Genomic DNA, 16,901 nt, shown 5'->3' on the forward strand with positions numbered 1-16,901 from the left:
CTGTGGCATAGTTATGCCTATGACGTTCACAGTGGCAGTCGCCGGGTGCACCGGCTACGCCGGTGGAGAGGTGCTGCGCCTCCTGCTCGGCCATCCCGAGATCACCATCGGCAACCTCACCGCCGGATCCAGCGCCGGAACACGACTCGGCGAACACCAGCCGCACCTCGTGCCACTGGCCGATCGACAGGTGCTGCCCACCACGGCGGAGAACCTGGCCGGCCACGACGTGGTCTTCCTGGCCCTGCCGCACGGGACCTCGGGGCCGGTTGTCGAGCAGATCGCCGCGCAACAGGGCGGGGACAAGGTGCTGGTCATCGACTGCGGCGCCGACTTCCGGCTGGAGTCCGCCGAACAGTGGACCAAGTACTACAAGACCGAGCACGCCGGCACCTGGCCCTACGGCCTGCCGGAGATGCCGGGCCAGCGCGAACTGTTGAAGACCACGCGACGGATCGCCGTGCCGGGCTGCTACCCGACCACCACGACCCTCACGCTGCTGCCGGCCCTCACCCAGGGGCTGGTCGACGGGCACGACGTGGTGGTGGCCGCCGCCTCCGGCTCGTCGGGAGCCGGCAAGGCGCCCAAGCCCAACCTGCTCGGGGCCGAGCTCTTCGGCTCCGCCAGCGCCTACGGCGTCGGGGGAGTGCATCGGCATGTTCCCGAGCTGCTGCAGAACTTCGCCAAGCTCGGCGCCCCGGAACCCAGCGTCAGCTTCACCCCGCTGCTGGTCCCGATGGCCCGCGGCATCCTCGCGGTGGTCACCGCGCCGGTCAGGCCGGGCGTCACCGCCGAGGACATCCACGCCGCCTACGTCAAGGCCTATGCCGACGAGCACTTCGTGCACGTCCTGCCGCAGGGCCAGTGGCCACAGAGCCAGCACATCGTCGGGAGCAATGCCGTGCACGTCAACGCCACTCTTGACGCCGATGCCGGACGCCTGGTGGCCGTCGGCACTCTCGACAACCTCTGCAAGGGAACCGCCGGAGGAGCCATCCAGTCCATGAACATCGCCCTGGGCCTCGATGAGACCACCGGGCTGACCACGATCGGAGTCGCCCCATGACCGGCCTCGCCCCGCACCTGTCCGACGAGTCGCTGACCGCCATTGCGGTGGAGCGCACCGGCAGCGTCACCACACCCAAGGGATTTCGCGCCGCCGGTCTCGCCGTGGGCATCAAGGCCAGCGGAAACCCGGACCTGGCTCTGGTGGTCAACGACGGCCCGCTGCAGGATGCCGCCGCCGTCTTCACCAGCAACCGGATCTTCGCGGCGCCCGTGCAGTGGAGCCGCGATGCCTCCGCCGACGGGGTGCTCAAGGCCGTCGTCCTGAATTCCGGCGGCGCGAACGCGTGCACCGGCAAGGACGGCCTCGCGGACTCGGCGAAGACCGCCGTCCAGGTGGCCAGTGGTCTGGATTGCGCCGTTGGTGATGTGGCCGTCTGCTCCACAGGTCTGATCGGTGTGCGGCTGCCGATGGAAGCCCTGCTGTCCGGTGTGGACCAGGCCGTCGGGCAGTTGTCCTCGCTGGGCGGCCCGAATGCCGCCCAGGCCATCATGACCACCGACACCGTGCGCAAGATGGCCTCCTACACCAGTCCCGACGGGTGGAGCATCGGTGGCATCGCCAAGGGCGCGGGCATGCTTGCGCCGGCGCTGGCCACCATGCTCGTCGTGCTCACCACCGACGCCGACGTCAAGCCGTTGGCGCTGGACACGGCGCTGAAACAGGCCACCAGCGTCTCCTTCGACCGCGTCGACTCCGACGGATGCCAGTCCACCAATGACTCGGTCATCCTGATGTCCTCGGGAGCCAGCGGGTACGCCCCGGATCCGCGGGAATTCGCCACCGCCTTGGCCGCGGTCTGTCGCGACCTGGGCCTGCAACTGCTCGCCGATGCCGAGGGCGCGGCCCACGACATCGCGATCACCGTCAAGGGCGCCGCCAGCCTCGACGATGCGCTCGAGGTGGCTCGCGCGATTGCCCGCAACAACCTGTTCAAGTGCGCCATCTTCGGCAATGACCCCAACTGGGGCCGGGTGCTGGCGGCAGCCGGCACCACGAAGGCAGCCTTCGAGGTGGAGAACCTGGACGTCTTCTTCAACGGCGTGGGTGTCTACCGGCAGGGCGCCATAGGCGAGGACCGCAGCCTGGTGGACCTGTCTGCCCGGCAGGTGGAGGTCGTGATGGACCTCCACCACGGCGCGCACCAGGCCACCGTGTGGACCAACGACCTGACCTATGACTATGTCAAGGAGAACGCGGAGTACTCGTCATGACCCTGGCTCGCAAGCACGATGTCGACGCGCTGGTCACCAAGGCGTCCACCCTGATCGAGGCCCTGCCCTGGCTGGCGCAGTATGCCGGCAAGGTCGTCGTCATCAAGTACGGCGGCAATGCCATGATCAACGAGGAGCTCAAGCGTGCCTTTGCGGAGGACATCGTCTTCCTGCGGCGCTGCGGGGTGCGCCCCGTCGTGGTGCACGGCGGCGGTCCCCAGATCTCGTCGATGCTCAAGCGTTTGGACATCACCAGTGAGTTCCGTGGCGGCTTCCGGGTCACCACGCCCGAGGCGATGGACGTGGTCCGGATGGTCCTGGTGGGGCAGGTAGGCCGTGAGCTCGTCGGCCTGATCAACCAGCACGGTCCCTTTGCCGTCGGCATGTCCGGCGAGGACGGCGGTCTGTTCACGGCCAAGCGTCGCGGCACCATCGTCGACGGCGAGGACGTGGACCTGGGCCTGGTGGGCGACGTCGCCAAGGTCAACCCGGCGGCAGTGCTGGACCTGATCGAGGCGGGTCGCATCCCCGTCGTCGCCACCGTCGCCCCGGACAAGGACGGCGCCGTGCACAATGTCAACGCGGACACGGCCGCCGCCGCGCTGGCCGTCGCCCTCAAGGCCGAGCGCCTGGTGATGCTCACCGACGTCGAGGGCCTGTACGCGGACTGGCCGGACCAGGACTCGATCATCACCCAGATCACGGCCAGCGAACTCCACGAGATGCTGCCCAGCCTGGAGTCCGGGATGCGGCCCAAGATGGAGGCCTGCCTGCGAGCGGTCCAGGGCAAGGTGCCCCGTGCCACCGTGATCGACGGCCGTGTCCAGCACAGCCTCCTGCTGGAGGTCTTCACCAATGACGGCCTGGGAACAATGGTGACCTCCGACCCTGGCAAGCAGGTCGGAAAGGTGATCTCCGACCCTGGCAAGCAGGTCGGAAAGGTGATCTCCGACGAATCGGGCAAGCAGAAGAAGGACCAGAAGTGAACCAGCTCGCAAGCATCGCAGACACCACAGCAGGCCAGGCCGAGCTGCTGGGCCGATACGGCGACGTGATGATGAACACCTTCGGCGCCCCCAAGCGGGTCTTCGTGCGCGGCGAGGGGGTCCACGTCTGGGATGCCGACGGGAAGCGATACCTCGACCTGCTCAGTGGCATCGCCGTCAACGCCTTGGGCCATGCCCACCCCACGGTGCTGGCGGCCATCACCAGCCAGCTGTCCACCCTGGGTCACGTCTCCAACTTCTTCGCGACGCCCTCCCAGATCGCGCTGGCCGAGAAGCTCGCCGCCATCGCGACGCTGCACTCGCCGGAGCTCCCGGCCAAGGTCTTCTTCACCAATTCGGGCACCGAGGCCAATGAGGCAGCCTTCAAGGCCACCCGCCTGACCGGTAGGCGACGGATCGTCGCCATGGAGGGGTCCTTCCACGGCCGAACCATGGGTGCGCTGGCCATCACCTCCAGCGAGAAGTACCGCAAACCCTTCGAGCCCCTGCCTGGCGATGTCGTCTTCGTCCCCTTCGGCGATGTGGAGGCCCTGCGCGCCGCCGTGGACCAGACCGTGGCCGCTGTCGTGCTCGAACCTGTCCAGGGCGAGAACGGCGTCATCCCGGCGTCCGACGGCTACCTGGCCGCGGCACGTGAGATCACCACCCAGCAGGGCGCGCTGCTCTGGGTCGACGAGGTGCAGACCGGCATGGGGCGCTGCGGCAGCTGGCTGGCGCACACCCCCAGCGGCATCACCGCGGACCTGGTGACCATGGCCAAGGGGCTCGGCAACGGTTTCCCCATCGGCGCCTGCATTGCCACCGGCCGGGCCGCCGAACTGTTCACCCCCGGATCCCATGGCACCACCTTCGGGGGAAACCCTGTGGCAGCCATCGCCGGTCTGGCGGTCTTCGGCGTGATCGAGCGCGACGGCCTGCTGGAGCACGTGACCCAGGCCGGTGAGCACCTTGCCGAGCAGGTGATGGCCCTCGGCCACCCGGCGATCAAGCAGGTGCGCGGACGGGGACTGCTGCGCGGCATTGTCCTCGCCGACGAGCGGGCCGCCGCCACCAATGAGGCACTGCTCGAGGCCGGCTTCATCACCAACGCACCGCGGTCCGACGTCCTGCGTATCGCCCCGCCCCTGATCACCAGCAGTGAGCAACTGGACAGCTTCGTGTCGGCGCTCCCGGCCGCGCTGGATGCGGCGGCCCCCTCAGGGAACGGGCGCGGATGACCACGCGAGCCTCGCGGCAGGCACGAATCCTCGCCCTGGTGGAGTCCCGCGAGGTCTCCAGCCAGAGCGAACTGGCCGAGCTGCTCGCGGCGGAGGGCATCAATGTCAGCCAGGGCACCTTGAGCAAGGACCTGCTGGAGATCGGTGCCGTCCGCATCCGTGGCTCCAAGGGGAACCTGGTCTATGCGGCTCCCGGTACCGACACAGCGCCGGATGCCAGCGGTCTGGAATCCAGACTCGCCCGGCTGACCCAGGAGGTGCTGCTCGGCGCCGATGCCTCGGCGAACATGGTGGTGCTGCGCACTCCGCCCGGTGCCGCCCAGTACTTCGCGTCGGCGATCGACAAGGTGGCCTGGAGCTCAATCCTGGGCACGATTGCCGGCGACGACACGGTTCTGCTGATCGCGCGGGACCCCCGTGGCGGGGAGGACCTGGCCGCCAGGTTCATGGAGATGGGTGGTGGCGGAGGCTCCGCCACCCAGCCCTGATCGACACCACGCAGAAGGTGGACAAGACATTCGTCGCTACGATCGTGGCGACGCCAACCACAGGAGAACTCGTGAACAGCAAGGACGAAGGCCACGCCGAGGGGATGCTCTGGGGCGGACGCTTCGCCGGGGGACCGGCGGAGGCCATGTTCGCCCTCAGCAAGTCCACCCACTTCGACTGGCGTCTGGCCCGGCATGACCTGGCGGGCTCCGTTGCCCACGCGCACGCGCTGCACCGGGCCGGCCTGCTCACGGACCAGGAGCATGAGGACCTGGTCGCCGGGATCGGACGGCTGGACCAGATGGTGGTCAGTGGGGAGTTCGGCCCCGCCCCCAGCGATGAGGATGTCCACGGGGCACTGGAGCGCGGCCTGATCGAGGTCGTGGGGCCTGAGCTCGGCGGACGCCTGCGCGCCGGACGGTCGCGCAATGACCAGATCGCCACCCTGGTGCGCAGCTATCTGCGCGAGGAACTGCGCGTCGTGGCAGCCGAGGTGCGCCAGGTCGTCGACGCCCTGTGCACCCAGGCCGGCAACCACCTGGGGGACCCGATGCCCGGCCGCACCCACCTGCAGTCGGCCCAGCCGCTCCTGCTCAGTCACCACTTGCTGGCCCACGCCTGGCCCCTGCTGCGCGACATCCAGCGCATCGTGGACCTGGACGCTCGGCTGGCCATCTCGCCCTACGGTTCGGCCGCCCTGGCCGGCACCTCCTTGGGACTGGACCCACAGGCCGTCGCCCACGACCTGGGCTTCACGGACTCGGTCCCCAATTCCATCGACGGCACGGCGGCGCGGGACCTGGTGGCCGAGGCCTCCTATGTGCTGGCCCAGATCGGCGTCGACCTGTCCCGGGTCAGTGAGGAAGTCATCCTCTGGTCCACCGTCGAGTTCGGTTTCGCCAAGCTCGACGACGCCTGGTCCACCGGCTCGTCGATCATGCCGCAGAAGAAGAACCCCGACGTCGCCGAACTGGCGCGAGGCAAGGCGGGCCGTCTGGTCGGCAATCTCGCCGGCCTGATGACCACCTTCAAGGGTCTTCCCCTGGCCTACAACCGGGACCTCCAGGAGGACAAGGAGCCGCTCTTCGACGGTCTGGACCAGCTGCACATGCTGCTGCCCGCCATGGCCGGCATGATCGGAACCCTGGCCTTCCAGACCGAACGGATGGCCGAACGGGCCCCGCAGGGCTTCAGCTTGGCAACCGATGTGGCTGACTGGCTGGTGCGTCAGCGGATTCCCTTCGCCCAGGCCCATGACATCTCCGGCAAGGCCGTGCGCTACTGCGAGGCCAATGGCATGGAGCTCTTCGACCTCACCGAGGCCGACCTTCCCCGGATCGACGAACACCTCACCCCCGAGGTGCTCACCGTGCTCACCGTCGAGGGGTCCATCAATGCCCGCGACGGTCGTGGCGGCACCGCGCAGAAGGCCGTGGCGGCACAACTCGCCGAGTGCCGCGCCACGGCCGACGACCTGCTCGCCAGGCTCGACGGCTGGGCCCCGGTCCGAGCCAGCTGACCAGAGCCTCCCGCACCCATTCGGTTCGTATTCACCCGTCCACTAGTCTGGACGGGTGAATGCCGTACTGGATGAACTCAAGTGGAGGGGACTGGTCTACCAGTCCACGGACGAGGCTGCGCTGGCGGCCCATCTCGACGAGGGCCCTGTCACCGGTTATGTGGGCTTCGATCCCTCCGCGCCCAGCATCCACTTCGGCAACCTGGTGCAGCTGATGGTCTGGCGCCACCTGCAGGCCGCTGGCCACAAGCCCCTGCTGCTCGTCGGCGGCGCCACCGGCCTGATCGGCGATCCCCGGATGTCCAGCGAGCGCAACCTCAATCCGAAGGAGGTCGTCGAGGAGTGGGTGGAGCGGATCCGCGCCCAGGTGACCAAGTTCGTCGACTTCGAGGGCTCCAATGGTGCCGAGTTGGTGAACAACTACGACTGGACCCAGAACATCTCCACACTCGACTTCCTGCGGGACGTCGGCAAGCACTTCAGCGTCAACCGGATGCTCGCGCGTGACGTGGTGGCCAGCCGGCTGGAATCGGGCATCAGCTACACCGAGTTCAGCTACATCCTGCTGCAGTCGCTGGACTACCGGGAGCTGTACCGCACCAAGAACTGCACCTTGCAGACCGGCGCCTCGGACCAGTGGGGCAACATCTCCTCGGGCGTCGAGCTGATTCGTCGTAGCGACGGAGGCAAGGCACATGGCCTGTGCACCCCGCTGCTGACCAAGGCCGACGGCACGAAGTTCGGCAAGACCGAGTCCGGAACGGTCTGGCTGGATCCGACGATGACCTCGCCCTATGCCTTCCATCAGTTCTTCCTGAATGCCGAGGATGCCAAGGTCATCGACTACCTCAAGGTCTTCAGCTCGCGCGGACACGACGAGATCGACCAGCTCGAACACCTCACGCAGACCGAACCGCACCGGCGAGCCGCCCAGAAGGCCCTGGCTGACGACGTCACGGATCTGGTCCACTCGGTGGCCGAGCGTGAGGCTGCCGTGGCGGCCGCACAGGCGCTCTTCGGCAGGGGAGAGCTGGGCGAGCTTCCAGCCGCCACGCTCGAGGCAGTCATGAAGGAGGTGGGCGTGACCAGTGCGGAGGGTCGTGAGTTGCCCACGATCGTGGAAGCCCTGGCACTGGCCGGCGTGGTGACCTCCAAGGGCGCCGCCCGGCGTGCGATCGATGAGGGTGGCGCCTACCTGAACAACCAGAAGGTGACCGATCCGGAGCAGCGGCTCACCGAGGGTGACCTGCTCGACGGCCGCTTCGCCCTGCTCCGACGCGGCAAGAAGACCCTCGGAGCCCTGGAGTTCACCTCCTGATTGGCTTCTGGCAAGCGAATTCGCGCCGCGGGTGTTCATCACCCGTGGCGCGATTTGCGTCTTGGCGCCCGGATGACTAATGTGTTCCAAGCCTCGCCGGTGAAGCGGACGCAGCAGGTCTTCGGGCCATGCGGCGGACGAACCGAGAGGAACCTCCTTCCGAGATCGTGGGTGACTAGTACGCCCAGGGTTGTTTCGCGGACGGCGGGTGTGATTGAGGAAGTCGTTTTGACGCGGCGACCAAAACCACATAAAGTTGGTTGAGTCGCCAAAACAACGACAAGATCTACTGAAAACTTCGAGGATTGCCGGATTTGCTTCGGAATCCTCGGGGGGCTAAAGTAGGACAAGTCGCCCGAGGCGATGAGGAAGCACCGAAAGGGCTTCCTGCCGATCGAAATCGCGAGTTTGACGCTCACGAGGAAGACCGGTAAGTTTGATCGAGTTGCCCCAAGCGGATGGTTGTTAGGCCTGAAGCGCGGATCGTGCCCGAATCTTGAGAACTCAACAGCGTGTCTAAAGTCAATGCCAAGTTTTACCCGTGGCCATTGCTTTCGGATCTCTTCTTTGTGGGGGTTTGTGGTGGTGGTTATGGTTTCTTTGAGTATGATTATTGATTGGAATGCCAGTTTTGGTGTTTCTTTGTCAGTGGTTGGATTCATTGTTGATTGACGACGTTGCCATCCTTGTGGTGGTTGTCGATATTTTTCAACGGAGAGTTTGATCCTGGCTCAGGACGAACGCTGGCGGCGTGCTTAACACATGCAAGTCGAACGGTAAGGCCCTTCGGGGTACACGAGTGGCGAACGGGTGAGTAACACGTGAGTAACCTGCCCCAGTCTCTGGGATAACCGCCGGAAACGGCGGCTAATACTGGATATTCAGCGTCTGCCGCATGGTGGGTGTTGGAAAGCTCCGGCGGATTGGGATGGGCTCGCGGCCTATCAGCTTGTTGGTGAGGTAGTGGCTCACCAAGGCTTCGACGGGTAGCCGGCCTGAGAGGGCGACCGGCCACATTGGGACTGAGATACGGCCCAAACTCCTACGGGAGGCAGCAGTGGGGAATATTGCACAATGGGCGGAAGCCTGATGCAGCAACGCCGCGTGCGGGATGACGGCCTTCGGGTTGTAAACCGCTTTCAACGCAGACGAAGCGAAAGTGACGGTATGCGTAGAAGAAGCACCGGCCAACTACGTGCCAGCAGCCGCGGTGATACGTAGGGTGCGAGCGTTGTCCGGAATTATTGGGCGTAAAGAGCTTGTAGGCGGTTTGTTGCGTCAGAAGTGAAATCTCAGTGCTTAACACTGAGCGTGCTTCTGATACGGGCAGACTAGAGGAAGTTAGGGGAGAACGGAATTCCTGGTGGAGCGGTGGAATGCGCAGATATCAGGAGGAACACCGGTGGCGAAGGCGGTTCTCTGGGACTTTCCTGACGCTGAGAAGCGAAAGCGTGGGGAGCAAACAGGCTTAGATACCCTGGTAGTCCACGCCGTAAACGGTGGGTACTAGGTGTGGGTCACATTCCACGTGATCCGTGCCGCAGCTAACGCATTAAGTACCCCGCCTGGGGAGTACGGCCGCAAGGCTAAAACTCAAAGGAATTGACGGGGCCCCGCACAAGCGGCGGAGCATGCGGATTAATTCGATGCAACGCGAAGAACCTTACCTGGGTTTGACATATGCCGGAAACATTCAGAGATGGATGCCCCTTTTTGGTCGGTATACAGGTGGTGCATGGCTGTCGTCAGCTCGTGTCGTGAGATGTTGGGTTAAGTCCCGCAACGAGCGCAACCCTCGTCCAATGTTGCCAGCACGTAATGGTGGGGACTCATTGGAGACCGCCGGGGTCAACTCGGAGGAAGGTGGGGATGACGTCAAGTCATCATGCCCCTTATGTCCAGGGCTTCACGCATGCTACAATGGCCGGTACAAAGGGCTGCGAACCTGTAAGGGTGAGCGAATCCCAAAAAGCCGGTCTCAGTTCGGATTGGGGTCTGCAACTCGACCCCATGAAGTCGGAGTCGCTAGTAATCGCAGATCAGCAACGCTGCGGTGAATACGTTCCCGGGGCTTGTACACACCGCCCGTCAAGTCATGAAAGTCGGTAACACCCGAAGCCAGTGGCCCAACCGTGAGGAGGGAGCTGTCGAAGGTGGGACTGGTGATTAGGACTAAGTCGTAACAAGGTAGCCGTACCGGAAGGTGCGGCTGGATCACCTCCTTTCTAAGGAGCTTTGAACAGCTGCTTTTGTGGTTGTCATTCACCTGGTTCCGTGGCGTTCGTTCACGGCCAGTGTGGCTCTGGATTGTGGAACATTGACTGAGGCATCATCGGATGCTGGTTTTCGTGAGTACAGCCCCTGTTGTGGGGGAGTGGAAAGTGGGGATTGGTGGATGGTGGTGTGACACGCTGTTGGGTCCTGAAGGGTCGGTCATGTTGGTGACGCCTTCTTGTCGAGCCATGGATTGAGATCGGGTTTTGTCTGGTTGATGTTGTGGTGTCGCCCGTATTTTGAGAACTACACAGTGGACGCGAGCATCTTTGTAGAATTTTACAAGCTACTAAGTGCGATCGGTGGATGCCTAGGCACCAAGAGCCGATGAAGGACGTTGTAACCTGCGATAAGCCATGGGGAGCTGGTAAACGAGCTGTGATCCGTGGATTTCCGAATAGGGAAACCTTGAAATTACCGGAGTCATGTCCGGCAACCTCTACCTGAATGTATAGGGTAGTTGGAGGGAACGTGGGGAAGTGAAACATCTCAGTACCCACAGGAAGAGAAAACAACCGTGATTCCGTGAGTAGTGGCGAGCGAAAGCGGAAGAGGCCAAACCGTGTGTGTGTGATAGCTGACAGGCGTTGCACATGCGGTGTTGTGGGGCCACTCTGACAGTACTGTCATTCTGTCGACAAGTAAAAAATGATCAATGAAGGCGAACCAGTTGGGAAGCTGGACCAGAGCGGGTGATAGTCCCGTAGTCGTAAGTTGTTCACTTGTGAGTGTCACCCCAAGTAGTGCGGAACCCCTGAAATTCCGCATGAATCTGGCGGGACCACCCGCTAAGCCTAAATACTCCTTGGTGACCGATAGCGGACAAGTACCGTGAGGGAAAGGTGAAAAGTACCCCGGGAGGGGAGTGAAATAGTACCTGAAACCGATCGCATACAATCCGTCGGAGCCCTTTGGGGTGACGGCGTGCCTTTTGAAGAATGAGCCTGCGAGTTAGTGGTGTGTGGCGAGGTTAACCCGTGTGGGGAAGCCGTAGCGAAAGCGAGTCCGAACAGGGCGTTTGAGTCGCACGCTCTAGACCCGAAGCGTAGTGATCTATCCATGGCCAGGTTGAAGCGACGGTAAGACGTCGTGGAGGACCGAACCCACTTGGGTTGAAAACCGAGGGGATGAGCTGTGGATAGGGGTGAAAGGCCAATCAAACTACGTGATAGCTGGTTCTCCCCGAAATGCATTTAGGTGCAGCGTCGCGTGTTTCTTTCCGGAGGTAGAGCACTGGATGGTCTAGGGGGCCCACAAGCTTACCGAAATCAGCCAAACTCCGAATGCCGGAAAGTGAGAGCGCGGCAGTGAGACTGCGGGCGATAAGGTTCGTAGTCGAGAGGGAAACAGCCCAGATCATCAGCTAAGGTCCCTAAGCGATAACTAAGTGGAAAAGGATGTGGAGTTGCGCAGACAACCAGGAGGTTGGCTTGGAAGCAGCCATCCTTGAAAGAGTGCGTAATAGCTCACTGGTCAAGTGATTCCGCGCCGACAATTTAGCGGGGCTCAAGTTATCCACCGAAGCTATGGCATTCACATATTAACCTCCTTACGGCAGGTGTGTGGATGGGTAGGGGAGCGTCGTGTGCACGGTGAAGCGGCGGGGTGACCCAGTCGTGGAGAGCACACGAGTGAGAATGCAGGCATGAGTAGCGAATGACGGGTGAGAAACCCGTCCGCCGAATATCCAAGGGTTCCAGGGTCAAGCTAATCTGCCCTGGGTAAGTCGGGACCTAAGGCGAGGCCGACAGGCGTAGTCGATGGACAACCAGTTGATATTCTGGTACCGGCGAAACAACGTCCATGCTGAATCATTTGATGCTAAGCACGCGAGTGTGTCTGGATCCTTCGGGTGATGGTCACATGAGTCTGTGAACCAATGATGTAGTAGGCAAGCTGCGGAGGGACGCAAGAAGGTAGCTCATCCCGGGCGATGGTTGTCCCGGGTCAAGTGTGTAGGGCGAGACGTAGGCAAATCCGCGTTTCATCAAGCCTGAGACATGATGGGGAGACCAACTTTGGTTGGTTGAGTGAGTGATCCTATGTTGCCTAGAAAAGCTTCGTGAGCGAGTTGTGAGCCGCCCGTACCCTAAACCGACACAGGTGGATAGGTAGAGAATACCAAGGCGATCGAGAGAATCATGGTGAAGGAACTCGGCAAAATACCCCCGTAACTTCGGGATAAGGGGGACCTGACACGTCCAGGCACTTGCTGCTGACGGCGTTGAGGGTCGCAGAGACCAGGCCCAAGCGACTGTTTACTAAAAACACAGGTCCGTGCCAACTTGAAAGAGGACGTATACGGACTGACTCCTGCCCGGTGCTGGAAGGTTAAGGGGAACTGTTAGACGCAAGTCGAAGCGGTGAACTTAAGCCCCAGTAAACGGCGGTGGTAACTATAACCATCCTAAGGTAGCGAAATTCCTTGTCGGGTAAGTTCCGACCTGCACGAATGGAGTAACGACTTGGGCGCTGTCTCCACCATGAACTCGGCGAAATTGCATTACGAGTAAAGATGCTCGTTACGCGCAGTAGGACGGAAAGACCCCGGGACCTTTACTATAGTTTGGTATTGGTGTTCGGTACAGCTTGTGTAGGATAGGTGGGAGACTTTGAAGCGGCCACGCCAGTGGTTGTGGAGTCAACGTTGAAATACCACTCTGGCTGTTCTGGATATCTAACCTAGGACCATGATCTGGTTCAGGGACAGTGCCTGATGGGTAGTTTGACTGGGGCGGTCGCCTCCCAAAAGGTAACGGAGGCGCCCAAAGGTTCCCTCAGCCTGGTTGGCAATCAGGTTTTGAGTGTAAGTGCACAAGGGAGCTTGACTGTGAGACCGACAGGTCGAGCAGGGACGAAAGTCGGGACTAGTGATCTGACGGTGGCATGTGGACGCGCCGTCACTCAACGGATAAAAGGTACCCCGGGGATAACAGGCTGATCTTGCCCGAGCGCTCACAGCGACGGCATGGTTTGGCACCTCGATGTCGGCTCGTCGCATCCTGGGGCTGGAGTCGGTCCCAAGGGTTGGGCTGTTCGCCCATTAAAGCGGCACGCGAGCTGGGTTTAGAACGTCGTGAGACAGTTCGGTCCCTATCCACTGCGCGCGTAGGAATCTTGAGAAGAGCTGTCCTTAGTACGAGAGGACCGGGACGGACTAACCTCTGGTGTGCCAGTTGTTCTGCCAAGAGCACGGCTGGTTGGCTACGTTGGGAAGTGATAACCGCTGAAAGCATCTAAGCGGGAAGCACGCTTCAAGATGAGGGTTCCCACAGAATAATCTGGTAAGGCCCCCTGTAGACCACGGGGTGATAGGTCGGATGTGGAAGCACAGCAATGTGTGGAGCTGACCGATACTAATAGGCCGAGGGCTTGTATTTCTACAAAGGTGTTACGCGTCCACTGTGTGGTTCCCGAAATATGGTCGGGAATCGACTGATATTTCCATAGTGTTTCGGTGGTCATGTCAAAAGGGAAACACCCGGTCCCATTCCGAACCCGGAAGTTAAGCCTTTTAGAGCCGATGGTACTGCAGGGGGGACTCTGTGGGAGACTAGGACACCGCCGGACTTACAAATACCCCTGGAGGGATCATTTCAATGATTCCCCAGGGGTATTTTCATGTTCTGGAACGGAATCGATCGCACTCGCTGGGCGGGTGCGGCAGGATGGACTCATGGCTGACAACCGAAGCAACAACCCCCAGGGCGGCGCTGGCCGGCGTGATGATCGCGCGCCGCGTCGTGATGACCGGGGAGAGCGCCCCGAGCGCGGATACGGCAACCGTCCCAGCTCTGAGAGCCGTGGATACCGTCGTGATGATGAACGTCCGGCACAGGGCCGTGGATACCCTCGTGATGACGAGCGTCCGAGCTCTGAGAGCCGTGGATACCGTCGTGACGACGAGCGTCCGGTACAGGGCCGTGGCTACCGTCGTGAGGACTCGCGCGGAACCAGTGATCGCCGCGATGACCGGGGCGGCTACCAGGGTGGAGATGACCGTGGCGCCCGAGGTCGGGATGAGCGCCGTCGTGATGAGCGTCCGCGTCGTGATGAGGAGGACTTCGTGCGGCCCGGGCTGGCCGCTCGTGAGGACGAGCCGGAGACACCCGAGGGCGTGGACGAGAAGCTCCTGCCGTTCTCCGTCCGGGCCGAGCTGCGCGGACTCCCTAAGGACCTGGGACACATCGTTGCCGCGCACATGGTTGCGGCCGGTGAACTGATCGACGAGGATCCCGCCCTAGCCTACCGTCACGCGGAGGCAGCCCGTCGTCGGGCGGCGCGTCTTCCGGTGGTGCGCGAGGCCACTGCGGAGACCGCCTATGCCGCGGGCGAGTTTGCCGTGGCGCTCAATGAGTACCGGGCTCTGCGTCGGATGACCGGCGGTGCCGAATACCTGCCCGTGATGGCCGACTGCGAGCGTGCCCTGGGCCGTCCGGAGAACGCGCTGAAGCTGGCGAAGGAAGCGGCCGGCCAGGCTCTGGATGCCGTGCAGCGCACCGAGATGCTTCTGGTGGAGGCGGGCGCCCGCGATGACATGGGCAACCGCGCCGAGGCATTGCGCCTGTTGAAGAATGCCATTGGTGACAAGACCATTCCCAAGGAGAGCCAGGCTCGGCTGCGCTACGCCTATGCAGACCTGTTGGAGAGCTCGGAGCAGAAGGACGCTGCGCGCCAGTGGTTCGTCTCCGCCGCGAAGTACGACACCGAGGAATTGCTGGACACGCAGGACCGGATCAATGCCCTCGACGGCTTCGTGATCGAAAGTGTCGAGGATGACGACGAGGACGAGGACGAGGAGCTCCCGTCCGAAGGGGATGACGCATGACGGACCATGCTCTGGTCGACCACTATGAGGCCGCGCTCTTCGACCTGGACGGCGTCGTCTACCTCGGGCCTGCCGCGGTGGAGGGTGCCCCGGAGGGCATCCGGGCGCTCAAGCAACGCGGGACCAAGGTGGGCTTCGTCACCAACAACGCCGCGCGGAAGCCGCAGGTGGTCGTCGACCACCTCGTCGGCATCGGAGTCCCGGCGGAATTGGCGGACGTCGTCACCAGTGCCCAGGCCGGAGCGCGGATGCTGGCCGAACACCTTGAGCGCGGCAGCCGAGTCCTCATCGTCGGGACCGAGGCGCTGGCGGACGAGGTCGCGGCGGTCGGAATGGAGCCGGTGTGGAGCTCCGCAGACGATCCCGTCGCGGCCATCCAGGGCTACGACCCCCAGCTGACCTGGCCGCGTCTGGACGACGCCTGCCTGGTGATCCAGGGGGGCGCACGATGGTTCGTCACCAATACCGACAGCACCCGCCCCACCGACAAGGGGCTTGTCCCCGGGGCCGGGGCCCAGATCCATGCCATCGGGCTGACCACCTCGCAAGAGCCACTGGTGGCGGGGAAGCCGGCGACCCCCCTGTTGATCGAGACCATGCGCCGGATGGGCACCGAGAAGGCGGTCTTCGTCGGTGACCGTCTGGACACCGACGTGATGGGTGCTGTCGCCGTTGGAATGGACTCGCTGTTCGTCTTCACCGGCGCACACGGCAAGCGCGACCTCGTTGCCGCCGGCGCCGATGCTCGTCCCACTCACCTCGGTTTCGACCTGCGAGCCCTGTTGGAGCCCGCCCGCATGGCACGGGTCGAGGGGAAGACCTGCACGGTCGGCGAGCAGCGAGCCACGCTCACGGACCAGACCGTCGAACTGGCGGTGATCCCCACCGACCGTGAGCAGCAACTGGACGCTCTGTGGGCAGTACTGCAGCTCGTCTGGACACATCCCGCCTCCTCGGCCGAGGTCGTCGACAAGCTGGACCAGTTGCCATGAGCGAGGACACCACCATCGCACCGCCCAGCACCGGCAATGCCGTCGTGGACCGGGCCCTCGCCGAGGTTGCCGACCTGTCCGAGGTGGATCTGGCCGAGCACCATGAGCGGCTCAGCGCCGCGCAGGACGTGTTGACGGGCGTGCTGGAATCGAGCCGAAATGCGGTCCAGACACCCATCCCGGGCGTGCTGCGCCCCCGTACCCAGGAGCAGCATGGCTGAAGGAAACCGGCTCGACGTCGAGATGGTCGAGCGAGGGCTGGCGAGAAGTCGCAGCCTGGCTCGCAAACTCGTCGAGGACGGGCTGGTCTCGATCGGGACGAAGCAGGCCAACAAGGCCTCCCAGCTGGTGCCACCGGGAGCGCGCATCACGCTCACCGAGCACGTGCAGTGGGCCTCCCGAGCCGCCTTCAAGCTGCTCGGCGCCCTCGACTCGCTGGGTTGGGAGAAGGTGCCGCAACGTGTGCTCGACGCGGGTGCCAGCACCGGCGGTTTCACCGAGGTGCTGCTCAGCCGTGGCGCGCTGCAGGTCTATGCCGTCGACGTCGGCCACGGACAACTCGTCGACACGCTGCGCCAGGACCCGCGTGTAACGGTCCGGGAGGGTCTGAACCTGCGCGACCTCACGCTCGCCGACCTCGACGGCCGCCCCGTGGACCTGGTGGTGTGCGACGTCTCCTTCATCAGCCTCAAGTTGTTGCTGGAACCGCTCTTCGGGGCCGTCGCGCCGAAGGGCAAGGCACTGCTGATGGTCAAGCCCCAGTTCGAGGTGGGCCGCAAGAACCTCACCTCCACCGGAGTGGTGCGCGAGGAGGCGATGCGCCTGCGAGCGGTCGACGAGGTCGTGGAGCATGCCGCCGGGTTGGGCTGGCGTGCCGTCTGGCGCGAGGCCAGCCAATTGCCGGGGCCAGCAGGCAATGTCGAGTACTTCGTCTGCTTCGAACGCGCTTGAGCCAACAGGAAGTTGTCGGTGCGCAC

The 16,901-nt window shown here is 63.3% G+C and carries 11 protein-coding genes and 3 rRNA genes; all 14 read left to right on the plus strand.

Annotated features, from left to right (window positions below; translation table 11 throughout):
• Positions 1-19 precede the first annotated feature (19 nt).
• The 14 genes from argC (at position 20) to EDD41_RS15495 (ending at position 16,875) form a co-directional block, all read left to right on the plus strand.
• Entirely contained in the window at positions 20-1,066 is a 1,047-nt protein-coding gene (gene argC / locus EDD41_RS15430; protein WP_123576522.1) for an N-acetyl-gamma-glutamyl-phosphate reductase, read from the plus strand.
• Entirely contained in the window at positions 1,063-2,280 is a 1,218-nt protein-coding gene (gene argJ / locus EDD41_RS15435; protein ID WP_123576524.1) for a bifunctional glutamate N-acetyltransferase/amino-acid acetyltransferase ArgJ, read from the plus strand. Before argC ends, argJ begins: the two co-directional genes overlap by 4 nt.
• Positions 2,277-3,266, plus strand: a complete 990-nt coding sequence (gene argB / locus EDD41_RS15440) for an acetylglutamate kinase (protein WP_123576526.1) — start codon at positions 2,277-2,279, stop codon at positions 3,264-3,266. Before argJ ends, argB begins: the two co-directional genes overlap by 4 nt.
• Positions 3,267-3,334: 68 nt before the next feature.
• Positions 3,335-4,504 carry an acetylornithine transaminase gene (locus EDD41_RS15445; RefSeq protein WP_123577174.1) on the plus strand — a complete coding sequence of 390 codons (1,170 nt, stop codon included), beginning with the start codon at positions 3,335-3,337 and terminating at the stop codon, positions 4,502-4,504.
• Entirely contained in the window at positions 4,501-4,992 is a 492-nt protein-coding gene (locus EDD41_RS15450) for an arginine repressor (protein ID WP_094764488.1), read from the plus strand. Before EDD41_RS15445 ends, EDD41_RS15450 begins: the two co-directional genes overlap by 4 nt.
• 104 nt (positions 4,993-5,096) lie before the next feature.
• Positions 5,097-6,512 carry an argininosuccinate lyase gene (argH, locus tag EDD41_RS15455; protein ID WP_123577177.1) on the plus strand — a complete coding sequence of 472 codons (1,416 nt, stop codon included), beginning with the start codon at positions 5,097-5,099 and terminating at the stop codon, positions 6,510-6,512.
• A gap of 55 nt (positions 6,513-6,567) precedes the next feature.
• On the plus strand, positions 6,568-7,830 hold the full coding sequence (tyrS, locus tag EDD41_RS15460) for a tyrosine--tRNA ligase (protein WP_123576528.1): 1,263 nt from the start codon (positions 6,568-6,570) through the stop codon (positions 7,828-7,830).
• A 708-nt stretch (positions 7,831-8,538) separates the two neighbouring features.
• A 16S ribosomal RNA gene (locus tag EDD41_RS15465) occupies positions 8,539-10,055 on the plus strand.
• Positions 10,056-10,383: 328 nt separating this feature from the next.
• Positions 10,384-13,484 (plus strand): 23S ribosomal RNA (locus EDD41_RS15470).
• 73 nt (positions 13,485-13,557) lie between these two features.
• A 5S ribosomal RNA gene (gene rrf, locus EDD41_RS15475) occupies positions 13,558-13,674 on the plus strand.
• Together the 16S, 23S and 5S rRNA genes form the textbook arrangement of a ribosomal RNA operon.
• Before the next feature lie 106 nt (positions 13,675-13,780).
• Positions 13,781-14,932 carry a hypothetical protein gene (locus tag EDD41_RS17675; protein ID WP_245995678.1) on the plus strand — a complete coding sequence of 384 codons (1,152 nt, stop codon included), beginning with the start codon at positions 13,781-13,783 and terminating at the stop codon, positions 14,930-14,932.
• Complete coding sequence (locus EDD41_RS15485; RefSeq protein ID WP_123576530.1) at positions 14,929-15,924, plus strand: HAD-IIA family hydrolase; 996 nt, start codon at positions 14,929-14,931, stop codon at positions 15,922-15,924. The genes EDD41_RS17675 and EDD41_RS15485 overlap by 4 nt, the downstream gene beginning before the upstream one ends.
• Positions 15,921-16,145 carry a hypothetical protein gene (locus tag EDD41_RS15490; protein ID WP_123576532.1) on the plus strand — a complete coding sequence of 75 codons (225 nt, stop codon included), beginning with the start codon at positions 15,921-15,923 and terminating at the stop codon, positions 16,143-16,145. The genes EDD41_RS15485 and EDD41_RS15490 overlap by 4 nt, the downstream gene beginning before the upstream one ends.
• A complete protein-coding gene (locus tag EDD41_RS15495) occupies positions 16,138-16,875 on the plus strand; it encodes a TlyA family RNA methyltransferase (RefSeq protein ID WP_094764816.1) in 738 nt (245 codons plus the stop codon). Before EDD41_RS15490 ends, EDD41_RS15495 begins: the two co-directional genes overlap by 8 nt.
• The last annotated feature ends 26 nt before the right edge of the window (positions 16,876-16,901 follow it).

It is taken from the genome of Luteococcus japonicus (assembly GCF_003752415.1).
Classification (GTDB): domain Bacteria; phylum Actinomycetota; class Actinomycetes; order Propionibacteriales; family Propionibacteriaceae; genus Luteococcus; species Luteococcus japonicus.

Bases quoted from the DNA above. Each gene is read 5' to 3' on its own strand.
- argC (WP_123576522.1), top strand. From the start codon at position 20: ATGACGTTCACAGTGGCAGTCGCCGGGTGCACCGGCTACGCCGGTGGA.
- argJ (WP_123576524.1), top strand. From the start codon at position 1,063: ATGACCGGCCTCGCCCCGCACCTGTCCGACGAGTCGCTGACCGCCATT.
- argB (WP_123576526.1), top strand. From the start codon at position 2,277: ATGACCCTGGCTCGCAAGCACGATGTCGACGCGCTGGTCACCAAGGCG.
- EDD41_RS15445 (WP_123577174.1), top strand. From the start codon at position 3,335: ATGATGAACACCTTCGGCGCCCCCAAGCGGGTCTTCGTGCGCGGCGAG.
- EDD41_RS15450 (WP_094764488.1), top strand. From the start codon at position 4,501: ATGACCACGCGAGCCTCGCGGCAGGCACGAATCCTCGCCCTGGTGGAG.
- argH (WP_123577177.1), top strand. From the start codon at position 5,097: ATGCTCTGGGGCGGACGCTTCGCCGGGGGACCGGCGGAGGCCATGTTC.
- EDD41_RS17675 (WP_245995678.1), top strand. From the start codon at position 13,781: ATGGCTGACAACCGAAGCAACAACCCCCAGGGCGGCGCTGGCCGGCGT.
- EDD41_RS15485 (WP_123576530.1), top strand. From the start codon at position 14,929: ATGACGGACCATGCTCTGGTCGACCACTATGAGGCCGCGCTCTTCGAC.
- EDD41_RS15490 (WP_123576532.1), top strand. From the start codon at position 15,921: ATGAGCGAGGACACCACCATCGCACCGCCCAGCACCGGCAATGCCGTC.
- EDD41_RS15495 (WP_094764816.1), top strand. From the start codon at position 16,138: ATGGCTGAAGGAAACCGGCTCGACGTCGAGATGGTCGAGCGAGGGCTG.